The sequence below is a fragment of the Enterococcus sp. C50 genome (assembly GCF_040887505.1).
GTDB lineage: Bacteria > Bacillota > Bacilli > Lactobacillales > Enterococcaceae > Enterococcus_B > Enterococcus_B thailandicus.
In genome coordinates this window covers 353,058-369,123 of record NZ_JBFOFW010000002.1, presented here as the reverse complement: position 1 = coordinate 369,123, position 16,066 = coordinate 353,058, and the positions used below count along the sequence as shown (strand labels likewise).

General features: G+C 38.9%; 15 protein-coding genes. 1 reads left to right on the top strand and 14 read right to left on the bottom strand.

The window, feature by feature from the left end; genetic code table 11:
• Nucleotides 1-108: 108 nt before the first annotated feature.
• The 10 genes from AB3I20_RS04425 to purC form a co-directional block, all read right to left on the bottom strand.
• Complete coding sequence (locus tag AB3I20_RS04425) at nt 109-1,023, bottom strand: aldo/keto reductase family oxidoreductase (protein WP_270346398.1); 915 nt, start codon at nt 1,021-1,023, stop codon at nt 109-111.
• 77 nt (nt 1,024-1,100) lie between these two features.
• Nucleotides 1,101-2,390: a phosphoribosylamine--glycine ligase gene (purD, locus tag AB3I20_RS04420; RefSeq protein WP_095803715.1), complete on the bottom strand. Its 1,290-nt coding sequence runs from the start codon at nt 2,388-2,390 to the stop codon at nt 1,101-1,103.
• A gap of 24 nt (nt 2,391-2,414) precedes the next feature.
• Entirely contained in the window at nt 2,415-3,950 is a 1,536-nt protein-coding gene (gene purH, locus AB3I20_RS04415) for a bifunctional phosphoribosylaminoimidazolecarboxamide formyltransferase/IMP cyclohydrolase (RefSeq protein ID WP_071869281.1), read from the bottom strand.
• Nucleotides 3,947-4,525 carry a phosphoribosylglycinamide formyltransferase gene (purN, locus tag AB3I20_RS04410; protein WP_067481190.1) on the bottom strand — a complete coding sequence of 193 codons (579 nt, stop codon included), beginning with the start codon at nt 4,523-4,525 and terminating at the stop codon, nt 3,947-3,949. Before purN ends, purH begins: the two co-directional genes overlap by 4 nt.
• On the bottom strand, nt 4,522-5,565 hold the full coding sequence (purM, locus tag AB3I20_RS04405; protein WP_067481188.1) for a phosphoribosylformylglycinamidine cyclo-ligase: 1,044 nt from the start codon (nt 5,563-5,565) through the stop codon (nt 4,522-4,524). The genes purN and purM overlap by 4 nt, the downstream gene beginning before the upstream one ends.
• A 22-nt stretch (nt 5,566-5,587) precedes the next feature.
• Nucleotides 5,588-7,027 carry an amidophosphoribosyltransferase gene (purF, locus tag AB3I20_RS04400; RefSeq protein ID WP_071869283.1) on the bottom strand — a complete coding sequence of 480 codons (1,440 nt, stop codon included), beginning with the start codon at nt 7,025-7,027 and terminating at the stop codon, nt 5,588-5,590.
• Complete coding sequence (purL, locus tag AB3I20_RS04395) at nt 7,012-9,234, bottom strand: phosphoribosylformylglycinamidine synthase subunit PurL (RefSeq protein WP_270344806.1); 2,223 nt, start codon at nt 9,232-9,234, stop codon at nt 7,012-7,014. Before purL ends, purF begins: the two co-directional genes overlap by 16 nt.
• Nucleotides 9,235-9,912 (bottom strand): phosphoribosylformylglycinamidine synthase subunit PurQ, encoded by a 678-nt coding sequence (purQ, locus tag AB3I20_RS04390; protein ID WP_067481179.1) that lies wholly within the window; start codon nt 9,910-9,912, stop codon nt 9,235-9,237.
• Between the two features lies 1 nt (nt 9,913).
• A complete protein-coding gene (purS, locus tag AB3I20_RS04385; protein ID WP_067481176.1) occupies nt 9,914-10,168 on the bottom strand; it encodes a phosphoribosylformylglycinamidine synthase subunit PurS in 255 nt (84 codons plus the stop codon).
• Nucleotides 10,169-10,212: 44 nt separating this feature from the next.
• Nucleotides 10,213-10,929: a phosphoribosylaminoimidazolesuccinocarboxamide synthase gene (purC, locus tag AB3I20_RS04380; RefSeq protein ID WP_368027013.1), complete on the bottom strand. Its 717-nt coding sequence runs from the start codon at nt 10,927-10,929 to the stop codon at nt 10,213-10,215.
• 256 nt (nt 10,930-11,185) lie between these two features.
• Here purC and AB3I20_RS04375 point away from each other — a divergent pair, with 256 nt between their 5' ends.
• Nucleotides 11,186-11,557, top strand: coding sequence for a hypothetical protein (locus AB3I20_RS04375; protein ID WP_067481170.1), 372 nt, complete (start codon nt 11,186-11,188; stop codon nt 11,555-11,557).
• Between the two features lie 123 nt (nt 11,558-11,680).
• Here the strand turns inward: AB3I20_RS04375 and purB are convergent, their stop codons facing one another.
• The 4 genes from purB to AB3I20_RS04355 all read right to left on the bottom strand — a co-directional run bounded on the left by purB (nt 11,681) and on the right by AB3I20_RS04355 (nt 16,066).
• The gene (purB, locus tag AB3I20_RS04370; RefSeq protein ID WP_067481167.1) at nt 11,681-12,976 is read right to left on the bottom strand and encodes an adenylosuccinate lyase; all 1,296 of its coding nucleotides are present in this window, start codon (nt 12,974-12,976) and stop codon (nt 11,681-11,683) included.
• 13 nt (nt 12,977-12,989) lie between these two features.
• Nucleotides 12,990-14,111 carry a 5-(carboxyamino)imidazole ribonucleotide synthase gene (purK, locus tag AB3I20_RS04365; RefSeq protein ID WP_172843728.1) on the bottom strand — a complete coding sequence of 374 codons (1,122 nt, stop codon included), beginning with the start codon at nt 14,109-14,111 and terminating at the stop codon, nt 12,990-12,992.
• Nucleotides 14,104-14,586, bottom strand: a complete 483-nt coding sequence (purE, locus tag AB3I20_RS04360) for a 5-(carboxyamino)imidazole ribonucleotide mutase (RefSeq protein WP_256869131.1) — start codon at nt 14,584-14,586, stop codon at nt 14,104-14,106. Before purE ends, purK begins: the two co-directional genes overlap by 8 nt.
• Before the next feature lie 172 nt (nt 14,587-14,758).
• Entirely contained in the window at nt 14,759-16,066 is a 1,308-nt protein-coding gene (locus AB3I20_RS04355) for a nucleobase:cation symporter-2 family protein (RefSeq protein WP_071869287.1), read from the bottom strand.

The following is a 16,066-nucleotide window of genomic DNA, read 5'->3' as shown; positions in this document are numbered from 1 at the left end:
CAGGGTAATGTTCGGAAAAAAGGTAAAAAAACAAAAACAGGACTTGCTACAAAAAATAGCAAGTCCTGTTTTTTTAGTTATCGGATAACCAATACTACACACCAAGTTCTATGGCAAAATATTTCCTGCAGCCATGTATAGATCATACCAATCTTCTCTTGTTAACATAATTTCAGAAGCTTTTGCAATTTCTTCAATTCGGCTAAGATTCATCGTCCCAGCAATCACTTGCATGTTTGCTGGATGACGCAAGATCCAGGCTGAAGCTAAACCAGTTGGTGTTGTGTTGTATTTTTCAGCCATTTCGTTTAATTTTTGATTTAATTCTGGGAATTTTTCATTACCGATAAAGACACCTTCAAAAAAACCATATTGATAAGGAGACCATGCTTGAATTGTCATATCATGCAACCTTGAATAATCTAGTACACTGCCATCATGATCGATACTTGCAGCGTCCGTCATGTTCACATGAATTCCTTGATCAACCATTTCTGAATGCTTTAAACCAAACTGTAATTGGTTAGCTACTAAAGGTTGACGTACTGATTTTTTCAATAGCTCGATTTGCATTGGTTTTTGATTACTTACACCAAAATAGCGAACTTTACCCGCTTTTTCTAATTCATCAAAAGCTGCAGCGACTTCATCAGGTTCGACTAATGTATCTGGTCGATGTAACAACAAAGCATCTACATAATCCATTTTTAAGCGTTGTAAACTGCCTTCGACAGAGGCAATAATATGTTCTTTTGAAAAATCAAACATAACTCCTGGAACGATTCCACATTTTGTTTGGATAAATAAATCTTCACGCTTCAACGAAGTTTTTGCCAATGCGTCTGCAAAAATCGATTCACATTCACCATTTCCATAGATATCTGCATGATCAAAGAAATTGATTCCATTATCATAAGCAGTCTCGATTGCCTTAACTGGATCTTTCGCACTATTGATACGCATACAACCAAGAATTACTGCTGAAACTGCGTGATTTACTGTTCCAAATTGAACCTGTTTCATAAAAAATTCCTCCTTTTTTACACAATAAAAGTGTAGCACAACTTTTATGAAAAGGCTTTATCAAATCAAAAATATTTTTATCTTTTAGCCGATGATTTCTCTTTGACTAATTTTAATGCCTTGTTTCCAATGTCATGCCGATAAAATGTTTTGGTCGTTTCTTTTCTTCGAAGTGCTTCATAAATAAATTTTTGTGCTTGCTCTAACGTTTCAGCTTTGGCTTCGACTAAATAGATTCTTCCACCTTTTCCAACTAAACGTCCTTCTTTTTCTGCCACACCTGCATAATATACCTGAACATGCGGTTCATCAGAAAAATCTGGCAACACCATCTCTGTTTCATACGTTGCCGGGTAACCTTCAGCAGCGACAACAACACCCACATGAAAATCACCTTGCGACCATTCTAATTCGATTGAACGATTTTCCAGTAGATCATCAATCACTTGAGCAAAATCATTCACTAGTCTTGGTAAAACAACTTGTGTTTCTGGATCACCAAATCGAGCATTGAATTCAATCACTTTCGGTCCATCAACGGTTGCAATCAAACCAGCGTACAAGATACCCGTGAAAGAACGACCTTGTTCAACCATGCCCTGCGCCGCTGGTTTCAAAATCGTTTCAATAGCTTCATTAATCATCTCTTCCGAAATTTGTGGGACTGGCGAATAAGCACCCATTCCCCCAGTATTTGGTCCTTTGTCTAAGTCATACGCTCGTTTATGGTCTTGTGAAATTACCATTGGATAAACTTCTGTGCCACGAACAAACGCTAAAAGCGAGAACTCTTCCCCTTCCAGAAACTCTTCAACCACAATTTGACTCCCGCTTTCACCAAATCGATGACTCTTCAACATGTCCTTTGCGGCTTGTACAGCTTCTTCCATCGTCATCGCGACAACGACACCTTTACCAGCAGCTAAACCATCTGCTTTTACAACAATCGGTGCGCCTTTTTCTTTGATATAAGCTATAGCCAGCTCATAATCATTAAACGTTCGGGATTCAGCTGTCGGAATCTGGCACTCTTTCATTAGTTGTTTAGCAAAACTTTTAGATCCCTCAATCAACGCTGCACGTTTTGTTGGTCCAAAAATTTTCAAATCTGCCGTCATAAAGTCATCGACAATTCCATTTAACAAAGGAACTTCTGGCCCAACAAATGTCCAAGAAATGTGCTTTTCTTTTGCAAATGAGATGAGCGCATCATGATCTGTTTCTGCAATTGTGACTGGTTGTATCCCATCCTTTTTCATTCCAGGATTTCCCGGGGCGCAGTAGACTGTTTCAACTAACGGACTATCCGCCATTTTTTTCCCAATCGCATGCTCGCGACCGCCTGCACCTATAATCAAAATTTTCATGAGTTACTCCTTTTCCACTAAATTTTAATGTCTAAAATGACGTACATTAGTAAAGACCATCGCAATGTCATAATGATTAGCCATATCAATTGAAGCCTGATCTTTGATACTTCCACCCGGCTGAATGATGGCCTTAATCCCATGTGTTGCAGCATATTCAACAGAATCATCCATTGGGAAAAACGCATCACTAGCCAATACTGCACCTTCTAGTTTTTCACCTGCTTGTTCAATCGCTATCTTGACAGAACCCACACGATTCATTTGTCCTGCACCTATCCCCACAGTTTGGTGTTCATTTGCAACAACGATAGCATTGGATTTAACATGCTTCACCGCTTTCCAAGCAAATGCTAATGCCTCCATTTGTTCCATTGTGGGTTTCTTTGCTGTCACTACAGTCCAGTCTTCTTCATGTTCCATTGCTAAATCTTGATTTTGAACTAATAAACCACCTAAAACAGAAACTGTTTCATCAACTATGCTGGCTGTTCTTTGTTCAAAACTGATTGTTAAAATACGCAGATTTTTCTTTTTCTTCAAAACTTCTAGTGCAGCATCAGTGAATCCCGGGGCAATAATGATTTCTAAAAATAGTTCATGCATTTTTTCCGCAGTAGCTACATCCACCTCACGATTCAAAACAATAATTCCGCCAAAAATCGAGACTGGGTCTGCTTCAAACGCGTAATTCCAAGCTTCAAAAATCGTTGGTGCCGTTCCAATGCCACACGGATTCATATGTTTCAACGCAACAACTGTTGGTTCATCATACTCTCGGGCAATTCTTAGCGCTGCATCTGCATCACGAATATTGTTGAATGAGAGTTCCTTGCCATGTACTTGTTTTGCTGCAGCAATCGAATATTCTTCCGGTAAAGCAGATTGATAAAAAGCTGCTTCTTGATGACTATTTTCGCCGTAACGCAAATCTTGTTTTCGCTCATACGTCAACGTTAATTTTTCTGGTTCTTTTTCATCCACCATCTCTGTCAAATATTGAGCAATTAACGCATCGTAAGCAGCCGTATGGCGAAAGACTTTCGCTGCTAGACGTTTTCGAGTGGCTAACTGAGTTTCCCCGTGGGCTTCTAATTCTTGGAGTACCAATGAATAATCTGCCGGATCAACGATTACTGTGACAAATTCGTGATTTTTAGCACCACTTCGCAACATACTTGGGCCACCAATATCAATATTTTCAATTGCCTCTTGTTCAGTTACTTCTGGTTTTAAAATGGTTTCCTTAAATGGGTAAAGATTCACACAAACAAAATCAATTGGCAAGATTTCACCGCGCGCCATGTCTTCCATATGTTCAACGACATCTCGGCGCCCTAAAAGTCCACCGTGAATCTTCGGATGCAAGGTTTTCACTCTGCCATCCATCATTTCTGGAAAACCAGTGACCTCATCAATAGAAATTGTTTTGACACCTGCTTGATCTAATGCTTTTTTCGTTCCACCTGTTGAGATAATTTCGATATTATTAGCAATCAAGCCTTTTGCAAAGTCAACAATCCCTGTTTTGTCTGATACACTAATCAACGCTCTTGTCATTTTAAATAGCCTCCATTTTTGATCATTTCTTCGACGATTTCTGGATAAATTCGATGCTCGACTGCATGGATTTTTTGTTCAAGAATTTCCAAGGTATCTGTTGGCTCAATCTCGACTTTTTCTTGGCGAATGATTGGGCCTGTATCGACACCTGCATCAATTAAATGAACAGTCACACCCGTGGTTGCCACTCCTGCTTCATATGCATCACGAATCCCGTGCAATCCGGGAAAATTCGGTAATAACGAGGGGTGAATATTCACAATTTTATTTTCAAATGCTGTCAGTAAAGTAGGCCCCACAATTCGCATGTAGCCAGCCAAAATAACCAAATCAATTTTTCGTTCACGCAACTGCCGTAGGATCTCCTGTTCATACGCTACTTTATTTGCAAAATCTTTTGGCGAAAACTGACTAGCAGGAACGCCCAATTCTTCTGCCCTTTGTAGCACATACGCCTCTGGCTGGTCACAAAATAACCAGTCAAACGTGACAGCTAGCTTTTTTTCTCTTAGATTCGTTACCAAAGCTTGAAAGTTACTTCCATTACCCGAAGCAAAAATGGCTAACTTCATGCCGTTTCTCCAGTGAAAATAATTTTCTGTGTGTCTTCTGGGACAATTTCACCGATTTGGTAAAAAGTCTCTCCTTGCTCTGCAAAAGCAGCCGTGACCTCAGCTACTTTTTCTGGTGAAACAGCAACGACCATTCCAATCCCCATATTAAAAATTTCATACATTTCCGAAGAGGACAGCTTTCCATAGCTTTGTAAACAATCAAAAATTGGTAAAATCGGCCAGCTTCCTAGTTGAATATTTGCGCTGACTCCAGCTGGCAACATTCGGGGAATGTTCTCTACAAAACCACCACCGGTAATGTGCGCACAGCCTTTCAATAGATTTTTTTTGATCAATGGTAAAAGACTTGCAACATAAATTCTTGTTGGAACTAATAAACTATCAGCTAATGTTTCATTTAATTCCGGCAAAATACTAGCAGTTGTGAGTTGATGTTCTTCAAAGAAAATTTTCCGTACTAACGAATACCCATTTGAATGAATCCCACTTGAAGGTAATCCTAATAAAATATCTCCAGGTTCAATCAACGCTCCAGTAATCAGTTGTGATTTTTCAGCAATCCCAACGGCAAAACCGGCTAAATCATAGTCGTCTCCTTGATACATTCCTGGCATCTCAGCCGTTTCTCCGCCAATCAGCGCCATATTTGCTTGAACGCAACCATTTGCTACACCTGCAACCACTTGCTCTAATTTTTCTGGTTGGTTCTTTCCAGTAGCTAAGTAATCTAAGAAATAAAGAGGCTCTGCCCCTTGGGCTAAAATATCATTCACACACATTGCGACACAATCAATGCCAATCGTATCATGTTGACCAGCTTCAATTGCTACTGCTAATTTTGTTCCAACGCCATCCGTTCCCGAAACTAAAACAGGTTCTTTGACATCAAACAACGAAAGATCAAAACAACCACCAAAACCGCCTAGCGCGCCCATTACACCAAGACGTTCCGTTTTTTTGACATGTTTTTTGATTCGTTCAACAACTTCATAACCAGCTTCGACATCCACGCCAGCTTTTGCATATGCATTTTTCATGCGATGATTCACTCCTTTATTATTAGAAAAACGAAACTTTTTCTTTTAGAGATGCTTGATATTTCTCCTCATAATCATATAAAGGAGTTGGATAGTCACCATTAAAATAAGCCATACATAATCCTGAATAAGGCGCTTCTTCTTTTAACCCAATGGCAGTAATCAAACCTTCCTCACTAAGGAATTCTAAAGAATCTGCACCAATACATTGCCGAATTTCTTCGATACTATGATTAGCAGCAATCAATTCTTTCCTCGTTTGAATGTCGATTCCGTAAAAACAAGGATATTTTAGGGGTGGAGAAGCAATTCGAACATGGACCTCTTTCGCCCCAGCTTCTTTTAATAGCCGGACGATTCGTCGACTTGTCGTACCACGTACAATTGAGTCGTCTACCATCACGATTTTTTTACCTTCTACTACTCCTCGAACAGCTGATAGTTTCATACGCACACCTTGTTCGCGTAACTCTGGTGTAGGTTGAATGAAGGTTCGCGCAATATATTGGTTTTTTACTAAACCAATTTCATAAGGAATTCCACTAGCTTCAGCATACCCACTGGCAGCTGACAAAGAAGAATTGGGGACACCTACCACCATATCTGCCTCGATTGGTGCTTCTTCCGCTAGATTTTTACCCATATTTTTTCGAGCAGTATGGACATTGACCCCATTGATATTCGAATCTGGTCGTGCAAAATAGATATACTCCATTGAACAGATTGCTAGCTGTGTATCTTGTGTGTACGTTTCAATTCTTAGTCCTTCATCGTTGATTATCACTACTTCTCCGGGATGCACATCACGGAGAAATTCTGCACCAACTACTTCTAAAGCACAGGTTTCAGAGGCAACGACATAAGCACCATTTTTCATCTGTCCAATTGCTAATGGACGGAACCCATTAGGATCAAGCGCCGCAATCATTGCGTCTTCTGTCATTAGTAAATACGCAAAACCGCCTTTTACTTTGTTCAAAGATGCTTTTAATTTTGCTAAAAATGTTTCTTCGTCACTTCGACGTATCAAATGCATTAAAATTTCTGTATCCGAATTTGAATGAAAAATGGCTCCATCTTGCTCTAATTCTTTTCGCAAAGAGCGAGCATTAGTCAAATTACCATTGTGGGCTAAGCCAACTGAAACATCATAAAACTTGAATAAAAATGGTTGGATATTATCGACACTTCCATTTCCCGCAGTCGCGTAGCGCACATGACCAATTGCTGCATTTCCTGTTAATTGAGTTAATTTTCGTTGATCTTTGAATACTTCTGATAATAAACCAAGATCGCGATGCCCATGGAGTTTGCCTTCATCATTCGAAACAATCCCCGCACCTTCTTGGCCACGATGTTGTAGGCTATGCAAGCCAAAATAAGTAACACTTGCTGCATCCTGATGTCCCCAGACACCAAAAATCCCACATTCCTCATTCAAACTTTTTACTTCATAAGACATGGAATAGCTTCCTCCCAGCTTGCTTTAGCCATTTGAGTTGTTAGATTGATTTCGCCATCAACTGCTTGCATTCGCAATTGAGAATCAGCTGTTACTTCACCAAGATGGTAAGCCTGTTCTCCTGCTAATTGTTCAAAAGCTGTCTGATTTTCCGAATTGATTGACACCACAAATCGTGATTGTGTTTCCGAGAAAAGTTCCGCAACAGTCAACTCGACTTGAACTTTAACACCTAATCCATTCGCAAAAGCAGCTTCTGCAATGGCAACCGCCAGGCCACCTTCAGAACAATCATGAGAACTAGCTACCAAGCCTTGTTGAATAGCAGCTAACATTAAGTCTTGATTTTTCTTTTCAACTGCTAAATCAAAATTAGTTAACTGACCTTGAATCGTTCCTGTCAAAAGCTTTTGAATCTCGCTCCCATTAAAATCATTGCCTGTTTGACCAATAACATAAATTTGATCTCCTGCTTGCTTAAATTCCTGCGTAGTAATCTGCTCATGCGATTCAATCAAACCTACCATACCAATCATCGGAGTTGGATAGATTGCCTTGCCATCTGTTTCATTGTAAAGTGACACGTTTCCAGAAATAACTGGTGTTTCAAAGGTACGACAAGCTTCTGCTATTCCATCTGCCGAGTGCCAAAGTTCCCAAAAAACTTCAGGCTTATCCGGTGAACCATAGTTCAAGCAATCTGTAATTGCTAAAGGTTTTCCACCGCTAGCAACAATATTTCGTGCTGCTTCAGCAACTGCAATCTGACCACCGATTTCTGGATTTAAATAAAGGTATCTTGCATTACAATCAGTTGTCATTGCTAAAGCTTTTTTCGTTCCGCGGATTCGTAAAACAGCTGCATCACTTCCCGGACGAACAACGGTATTTGTTTGAACTTGAGAGTCGTACGTTTCGTAAATTGACTTCTTTGAAGCAATTGTTGGTTGCGCTAATAACGATAAGAGTGTTTCGTTTGGGTCGCCAATGACAGGCACATATGCTGGCATTGTTCGAAACTCCGCCATTCTCGCTGGTTCTTTTCTTGGCTTGTCGTAAACTGGCGCATCTTCTGCCAAAGCATCAACTGGTAAGTTAGCCACTTCATTTCCATGATGATATAAACGATATTGGCCATCATCTGTTACCTTTCCAATTGTTACAGCATCTAAATCATATTTTTTGAATAACGCTTTTACTTCTTCCTCTGCACCAGCTTTGACGCAAATTAACATACGTTCTTGAGATTCAGATAACATCATTTCATAAGGAGACATACCTGTTTCTCGTTGGGGCACATCATCTAGCGTTAAAATCAAACCTGATCCTGCTTTGGAAGCCATTTCTGAACTGGATGATACCAATCCCGCAGCACCCATATCTTGGATACCTACTAAAATTTCTGCATGTTTCAGAATCAACTCAAGGCAGGCTTCCAACAACAATTTTTCCATGAAAGGATCACCAACTTGAACAGCAGAGCGTTGCTGTTCTTCTTCTTGACTAAACTCCTCTGAAGCAAATGTTGCACCATGGATACCGTCACGACCTGTTTTAGCTCCGACATACATAATAGAATTTCCGACACCTGATGCCTGACCTTTTTGAATATCTTTATGGTCAATCAACCCAACACACATCGCATTGACTAATGGATTCCCTTCATAACAAGCATCAAAAGCAATCTCGCCACCAACTGTTGGGATACCAATACAATTACCATAGCCACCAATTCCCGCAACTACTTCATCAAGTAAATATTTTGTGCGTGAATTATTCAGCTCACCAAAACGTAAAGAGTCAAGCAACGCAATTGGTCGTGCACCCATGCTGAAAATATCACGAATAATCCCGCCAACTCCAGTTGCTGCACCTTCATAAGGTTCTACAGCAGAAGGATGATTATGACTTTCTGCCTTAAAAACGACTGCTTGCCCATCACCGATATCCACAATCCCAGCTCCTTCACCAGGTCCTTGCAAAACGTTCGGTCCAGTAACCGGGAATTTTCGTAGAACAGGTTTGGAATTCTTATAAGAACAATGTTCACTCCACATAACAGAAAACAGACCTGTTTCAGTATAATTAGGCATTCTACCCAATATATCTTCTTCAATCATGCGGTATTCTTCATCAGACAAACCCCATTCAGTGTAGATTTTCTGCTCTTTGATTTCTTGTGCTGTTGGCTCCATCATTGTTTTCATCTAAACAGTCACCTTCCCGAAGTTTTTGATCATTGATTGAAAGAAACGTTTTCCGTCTTCTGAACCTAATAACTGCTCCATCGCACGTTCAGGATGAGGCATCATTCCCAGAACATTTCCAGCTTGGTTCGTAATTCCTGCGATACGTTCCACACTGCCATTGATATTTTCTTCTTCATACGTAAAAACGATTTGATTATTTTCCTTTAGTTCACGTAACGTTTCTTCGTCACAAAAATAATTTCCTTCACCATGAGCGACTGGCAATTGAATCACTTCACCCTCACGATATTCTGAGGTAAACGCCGTTTGATTATTTGCAACTCTTAACGGAACTGTCTTGCAAATAAATTGTAACGACTCATTTCTGCGTAAAACACCAGGGAGTAATCCTGCTTCAGTTAAAATTTGGAACCCATTACATGTTCCAAATACTGGTTTGCCTTCTTCAGCAAAACGAATCACTTCTTGCATAATTGTCGAAAAGCGAGCAATTGCTCCACAACGAAGATAATCACCGTAAGAAAAACCACCAGGAAGTAATACACCGTCAAATCCAGAAAGTGAATCTTCATCGTAACGAACATAGGCTGCTTCCACACCCATAATTTCTTGCACAGCCCACAGCATATCTGCATCACAGTTTGAGCCAGGAAAAACAATCACTGCAAACTTCATGCTAAACTTCCTCCATTTCCTCAATTTCGTAACGATATGTTTCCATGTTGACATTCGCTAATAATTTGTCACAAATTTGTTCAATCGTTTCTTCAACCGATGCCTGTGATGGTGCAACTTGAATTTCAAAGTATTTTCCCATACGAATTTCTGTAATCTCTTCATAACCCATTCGATGCACTGCATGTTTTACTGCTTCTCCTTGTGGATCTAATACAGAATCTTTATACGTCACATAAACTTTTACAAAATACATTTGTTTTTCTCCTTTAAAAGTAAGTTTTTAAGTAGCAATGATTATTAGAATGAATAATTGTTCAACCGAGCCAACACTTCTTGATAAACTGGAACCAAATTACCGATTTTTCGACGATACACATCTTTATCCATATGCTCATGAGAGTCACTATCCCATAAACGGCAAGTATCAGGAGAAATCTCATCAGCAAGTAAGATTTTTCCATCTGCTAAACGACCAAACTCTAATTTAAAATCAATCAACTGTAAGCCGATACCCGCAAATAATTCCTGTAAAGCTTCGTTGACTTGTAAGGCGATCAACTTGATTTCTTGAATTTCAGCTGGTGTTGCAAGTTCTAAGAATGCAATGTGTGCTTCATTGATAAACGGATCATCTAACGAATCATCTTTATAATAAAATTCGATGATTGGTTCAGGTAACAAGGTTCCTTCTGGTACCGCTAATCGTTTGGAGAAGCTTCCCGCTGCAAAATTTCTGACAACTACCTCCAAAGGAATCACTTCGACTTTTTTTACTAATTGTTCGTTTTTTGACAAAATATCAATGAAATGATTGTCAATTCCTTTTTTTGTTAAGTATTGGAAAATTCGGCTAGTGATCTGATTATTTAATTCACCTTTTCCTTGAATTTGGTCTTTCATGACCCCATTCAATGCAGTTGCTTGATCAAGATATTCAACCCAAATCACTTGTTTGTCCTCTGTTGCAAACATTTTTTTTGCTTTTCCTTCGTATAACAATTCCGCTTTCTCCACAAGTCTCTCTCCTTATAAACTTACATTTAATTGATAAACAGTTGTTTTTGTTCGTCTTTTCACTTTTGATTTTAACAACACTTTTTAGGTAAATCAACCAACTACTGTACATTATTAGCATTAGAATCATCTAATGTTCGCTTTTAGACAATCAATATGTAAAAACACCCTTAACCGAAGCGTTTACATCAGAAAAACTTAATGGTATAGTAAATGTGTGATTACCATGTATGTTTATTCAAGGAGGCACTAGCATATGGAAGATTCAACTTATACTGCACAACAATTCCTTTCTGAACTAACACCAGAAGAACGTGCTCGCTTATACAACGATTTATTGGGTATCAAAGATGTTTATCTGTGCAATAAAGATACAAGCTTTTATACTTTCCGAAAAATTCGTCGTGCAACGAAACGTCATGCTGAATGCCGGAAAAAAACTGCACACTATCAAACGAATTCCAATCATGAGTTGTTAATCAATCAAATTCATGAACAAAAAGTATTCAAAAATCAATATCGTATTCAAATTGTGTTTAACACTCAAGAATACAATTATGATTTCATTGATTATTTACTCAATCTGCTTCACTCGCTTCATTTTACAAATACGCAAGCACTTGCGTAAGTAATCAGCGAATGTTCTACTAACTGAAAAAAACAAAAGAGGTCTGCCAGATCAGTGGCAAACCTCTTTATTTATTTACACAAAAAAACGCTACAGCATTTTTTGCTGTAGCGTTTCATCGACTTATGCCAAGCCAACACGTTCAAAAATTGCGTCGACATTTTTTAAATGGTAGTGATAGTCAAATGCATCTTCAATATCTTCTGCTGATAACACAGAAGTGATTTTAGTATCGTTTTCCAATAAAGGACGGAAAGCTGTTTGCTCATCCCACGCTTGCGCAGTTTTTGGTTGAACTAAATCATACGCTTCTTCACGTGTCATGCCTTTATCAATTAATTTTAACAATACTCTTTGACTATAAATCAAGCCAAATGTGGCATCCATATTACGTTTCATATTTTCTGGGAAGACCGTCAGATTCTTCACGATATTTCCAAAACGATTCAACATATAATCCAAAAGGATCGTTGTATCAGGTAAAATAATTCGTTCAGCAGATGAATGAGAAATATCTCTTTCATGCCATAAAGAAACATTTTCGTACGCAGTAACCATATGTCCACGAATCACTCTCGCCAAACCAGACATGTTCTCCGACCCAATTGGATTGCGTTTATGTGGCATTGCAGAAGATCCCTTTTGCCCTTTAGCAAAAAACTCTTCGACTTCACGCGTTTCTGATTTTTGCAACCCACGAATTTCCGTTGCAAATCGTTCAATACTCGTTGCAATCAATGCCATTGTTGCAAAGTATTCAGCGTGTAAATCGCGCGGTAAAACTTGGGTTGAGATTTCTTGTGGTCGAATGCCTAAATTTTCACAAACATATTCTTCAATGAATGGTGGAATATTCGCAAATGTTCCTACTGCACCAGAAATTTTTCCAGCTTCTACACCTTTAGCTGCATGTTCAAACCGTTCAATATTCCGTTTCATTTCAGAGTACCAAGTAGCTAATTTCAAACCAAATGTCGTTGGTTCAGCATGAACACCGTGTGTCCGCCCCATCATGACTGTATATTTATGTTCTTTTGCTTTTTCACCAATAATTTCTGTGAATCGTTTTAAGTCTTCACGCAAAATATCATTCGCTTGTTTGATTAAATAACCATAGGCAGTATCAACAACATCTGTACTTGTTAACCCATAATGTACCCACTTACGTTCTTCGCCAAGTGTTTCAGATACTGCACGCGTGAAAGCTACAACATCGTGGCGTGTTGATTTTTCAATCTCTAAAATTCGATTGATATCAAATGAAGCATTTTCCCGGATTTTTTTCACATCTTCTTTAGGAATATCGCCAAGTTCAGCCCAAGCTTCATCTGCTAAAATCTCAACCTCCAACCAAGCTTGATATTTATTTGTTTCTGTCCAGATATTTCCCATCTCAGGTCGTGTATAACGTTCTAACATTTAACTTTCTCCTTTAGTCCCAAATGTTGGTTTGATAGATTTCTTCTAGCGTTTCATGCGTATCTTCAGTCAAAATAGTGATATGTCCCATTTTACGCCCTTTTTGCGCTTGACTCTTACCGTAGAAATGGAATTGCCAATCTGGTTTTTTCTCAATTAAACGATAGCTTTCTAACAGCTGTTCACCTAACACATTGACCATGACAGCATCACTTAGCAACCGAATCTTACTTAAAGGCCAACCACAAATACCACGAATGTGTGCATCGAATTGACTCATTGAACAAGCTTCAATTGAATAGTGTCCAGAATTATGTGGTCTTGGTGCTAACTCATTGACATATAAACCACCTGTCTTAGTCAAAAACATTTCGACACCTAAAACACCAGAGAGGTTCACTGCTTTTGCTACTACTTTTGCGATTCGCTCAGCTTCCTCGACTACTTCAGCAGGTACACGAGCTGGTGCAATTGTTTCATGCAAAATATTATTTCGGTGAACATTTTCTACCACAGGAAATGTTGTGTACTCTCCTTGACCGTTGCCAGCCACCATGACAGAAATTTCTTTTTCAAAAGGAATCCAAGCTTCCAACACACAAGTTCCTTTACGTAATAAGTCCATTGCTGGTGCTAAGTCAGCTCGGCCATACAATACGCATTGGCCTTTGCCATCATACCCACCGCGTGTCGTTTTTAAAACACAAGGGTAACCAATTCCGTCGATTGCATCTTGAATATCTGTTGGACTAACAATTGTTGCATAAGGTGCGATCACAATATTATTTGTTTCTAAAAATGATTTTTCTAGTAGGCGGTCTTGCGTAATTGCCAACAAGTCCGTACCTTGTGGAATAAATGATTTTGGTAAAATAGCATTAAGTGCTTCCACACTTACATTTTCAAATTCATAGGTAATGACATCTGTTCGTCTAGCAAGTTCTTCTAACGCAAAAGTATCATCATAGGAACTTTCAATATGCCAATCAGCCACTTGAGCTGCTGGGCAACCACTAACAGGATCTAATACACCTACTTTAAAGCCCATTTCTTTTGCACTAATTGTCATCATCCGACCTAATTGACCGCCGCCGACAATACCAATCGTTGATCCAGGCAGTAATGGTTTAACCAAGTTGATCACTACTTTCTATAACAGTTTCAGCCATCATTGAACGTCTTTCAGCCAATTTAGCTTCCAATTCTAAATCATACATTGAAAGCATCTGTACCGCAAGTAGTCCGGCGTTAATTGCGCCAGCTTTTCCAATTGCTGTTGTTGCTACTGGCACACCACCTGGCATTTGAACAATCGATAATAACGAGTCTAAACCATTTAATGTTCGTGATTGAACAGGAACACCAATCACTGGTAGTGTTGTCTGCGCAGCAACCATTCCGGGTAAATGGGCTGCACCACCTGCGCCTGCAATAATTACTTTAATTCCTCTTTCTCTTGCTTCTTTCGCAAATTGAAACATTAAATCTGGTGTGCGATGCGCTGACACAACTTTTTTTTCATAGGCAACACCAAATTCATCTAACATGTCACAAGCAAATTTCATAGTTTCCCAATCCGAAATACTTCCCATAATGACTGCAACTTCCACGATCTTTTTCCCCTCTCTGCTACAATACACTCATATTTTAACAAGTGAATTTTCCAACGTCAAACAAAAATCGAATATTAATTATCGATACAGCAATAACGTTCGTGTTTATTTTTTTGAACAAAAAAATAAAAGTAACAAAAAATATTTTCTGCTACTTTTATTTTCACTTTTATTTTTCGAATGCCTCTTCAATAATTGCTTCATCCTCTTTGATTCCATTAAAAACCAAATTCAAGACAATAGCTGTAATACTGCTCATAACAATTCCGTTACCAGTGAACATTTGAATTGTTTCAGGAAGCTGTCCAAATAAAGACGGCATGATGTTGAAACCTAATCCAAAACCAATTGAAACAGCAACAATCAATAAATTTTTATCATTGTCAAAATCAACATCTAACAACATACGAATTCCTTGAACAGCCACCATTCCAAACATCACTAACATTCCGCCACCAAGTACGGGTTCAGGAATGATTTGGGCAATAGCACCAATTTTTGGAAACAGACCTAAGATAATCAAGAATGCGGCCGAAAAGTAAATTGGTTTTCTTGTTTTGATTCCGGATAACTGAACTAGCCCAACATTTTGAGAAAAACCAGTATAAGGGAATGTGTTGAAAATACCTCCAAGAATAACTGCCAGCCCTTCCGCACGATAACCTTTTTTCAGCTCTTCTTCGCCAACTTTTTTACCAGTAATATCGCCAAGTGCAAAGTAAACACCTGTTGATTCAACCATACTAACAATCGAAATAATAATCATTAGCAAAATAGACCAGATATCAAATGTTGGTTTTCCAAAATAAAATGGTTGTGGTACATGGAACAATGGTGCTTGACCAATTGCCTCTAGGTTAATCATTCCCATCAAGCCAGCTAATACGCTCCCGCCAACTAAACCAATCAATACAGCAATTGAACGAATAAATCCTTTGCCAAGCATTTGGACACCAACAATCAATCCAATCGTTACAAAAGCCAACAATAGATTAGTTTTGTCACCAAAATTTGTTGCAGCAGCACTACCGCCACCCATTTTTTCAATTGCCACAGGGATTAAGGTCAAGCCAATGACTGTAATAACAGTTCCTGTTACAAGCGGTGGAAATAACTTTTTGATTTTAGAAAAGAAGCCTGCGGCTAATACCACAAAAATCCCAGATGCGATGATTGAACCATAGATTGCACCAACACCCTTATCTGTACCAATCAAAATCAACGGAGCTACTGCTTGGATTGCACAACCCAAAACAACAGGCAAACCAATTCCAAAGAAACGATTGACAGTCAGTTGTAGTAAAGTAGCTAACCCGCACATAAAAATATCAATTGAAATCAAGTAAGTCATTTGTTCTTGATTAAAACCAAGACCTGTTCCTATTAGTAATGGCACTGCAACTGCACCTGCATACATTGCTAATAGATGTTGTAACCCTAAGACTGCTGCTTTTCCATTTTGCGTTTCTTTTTCCAA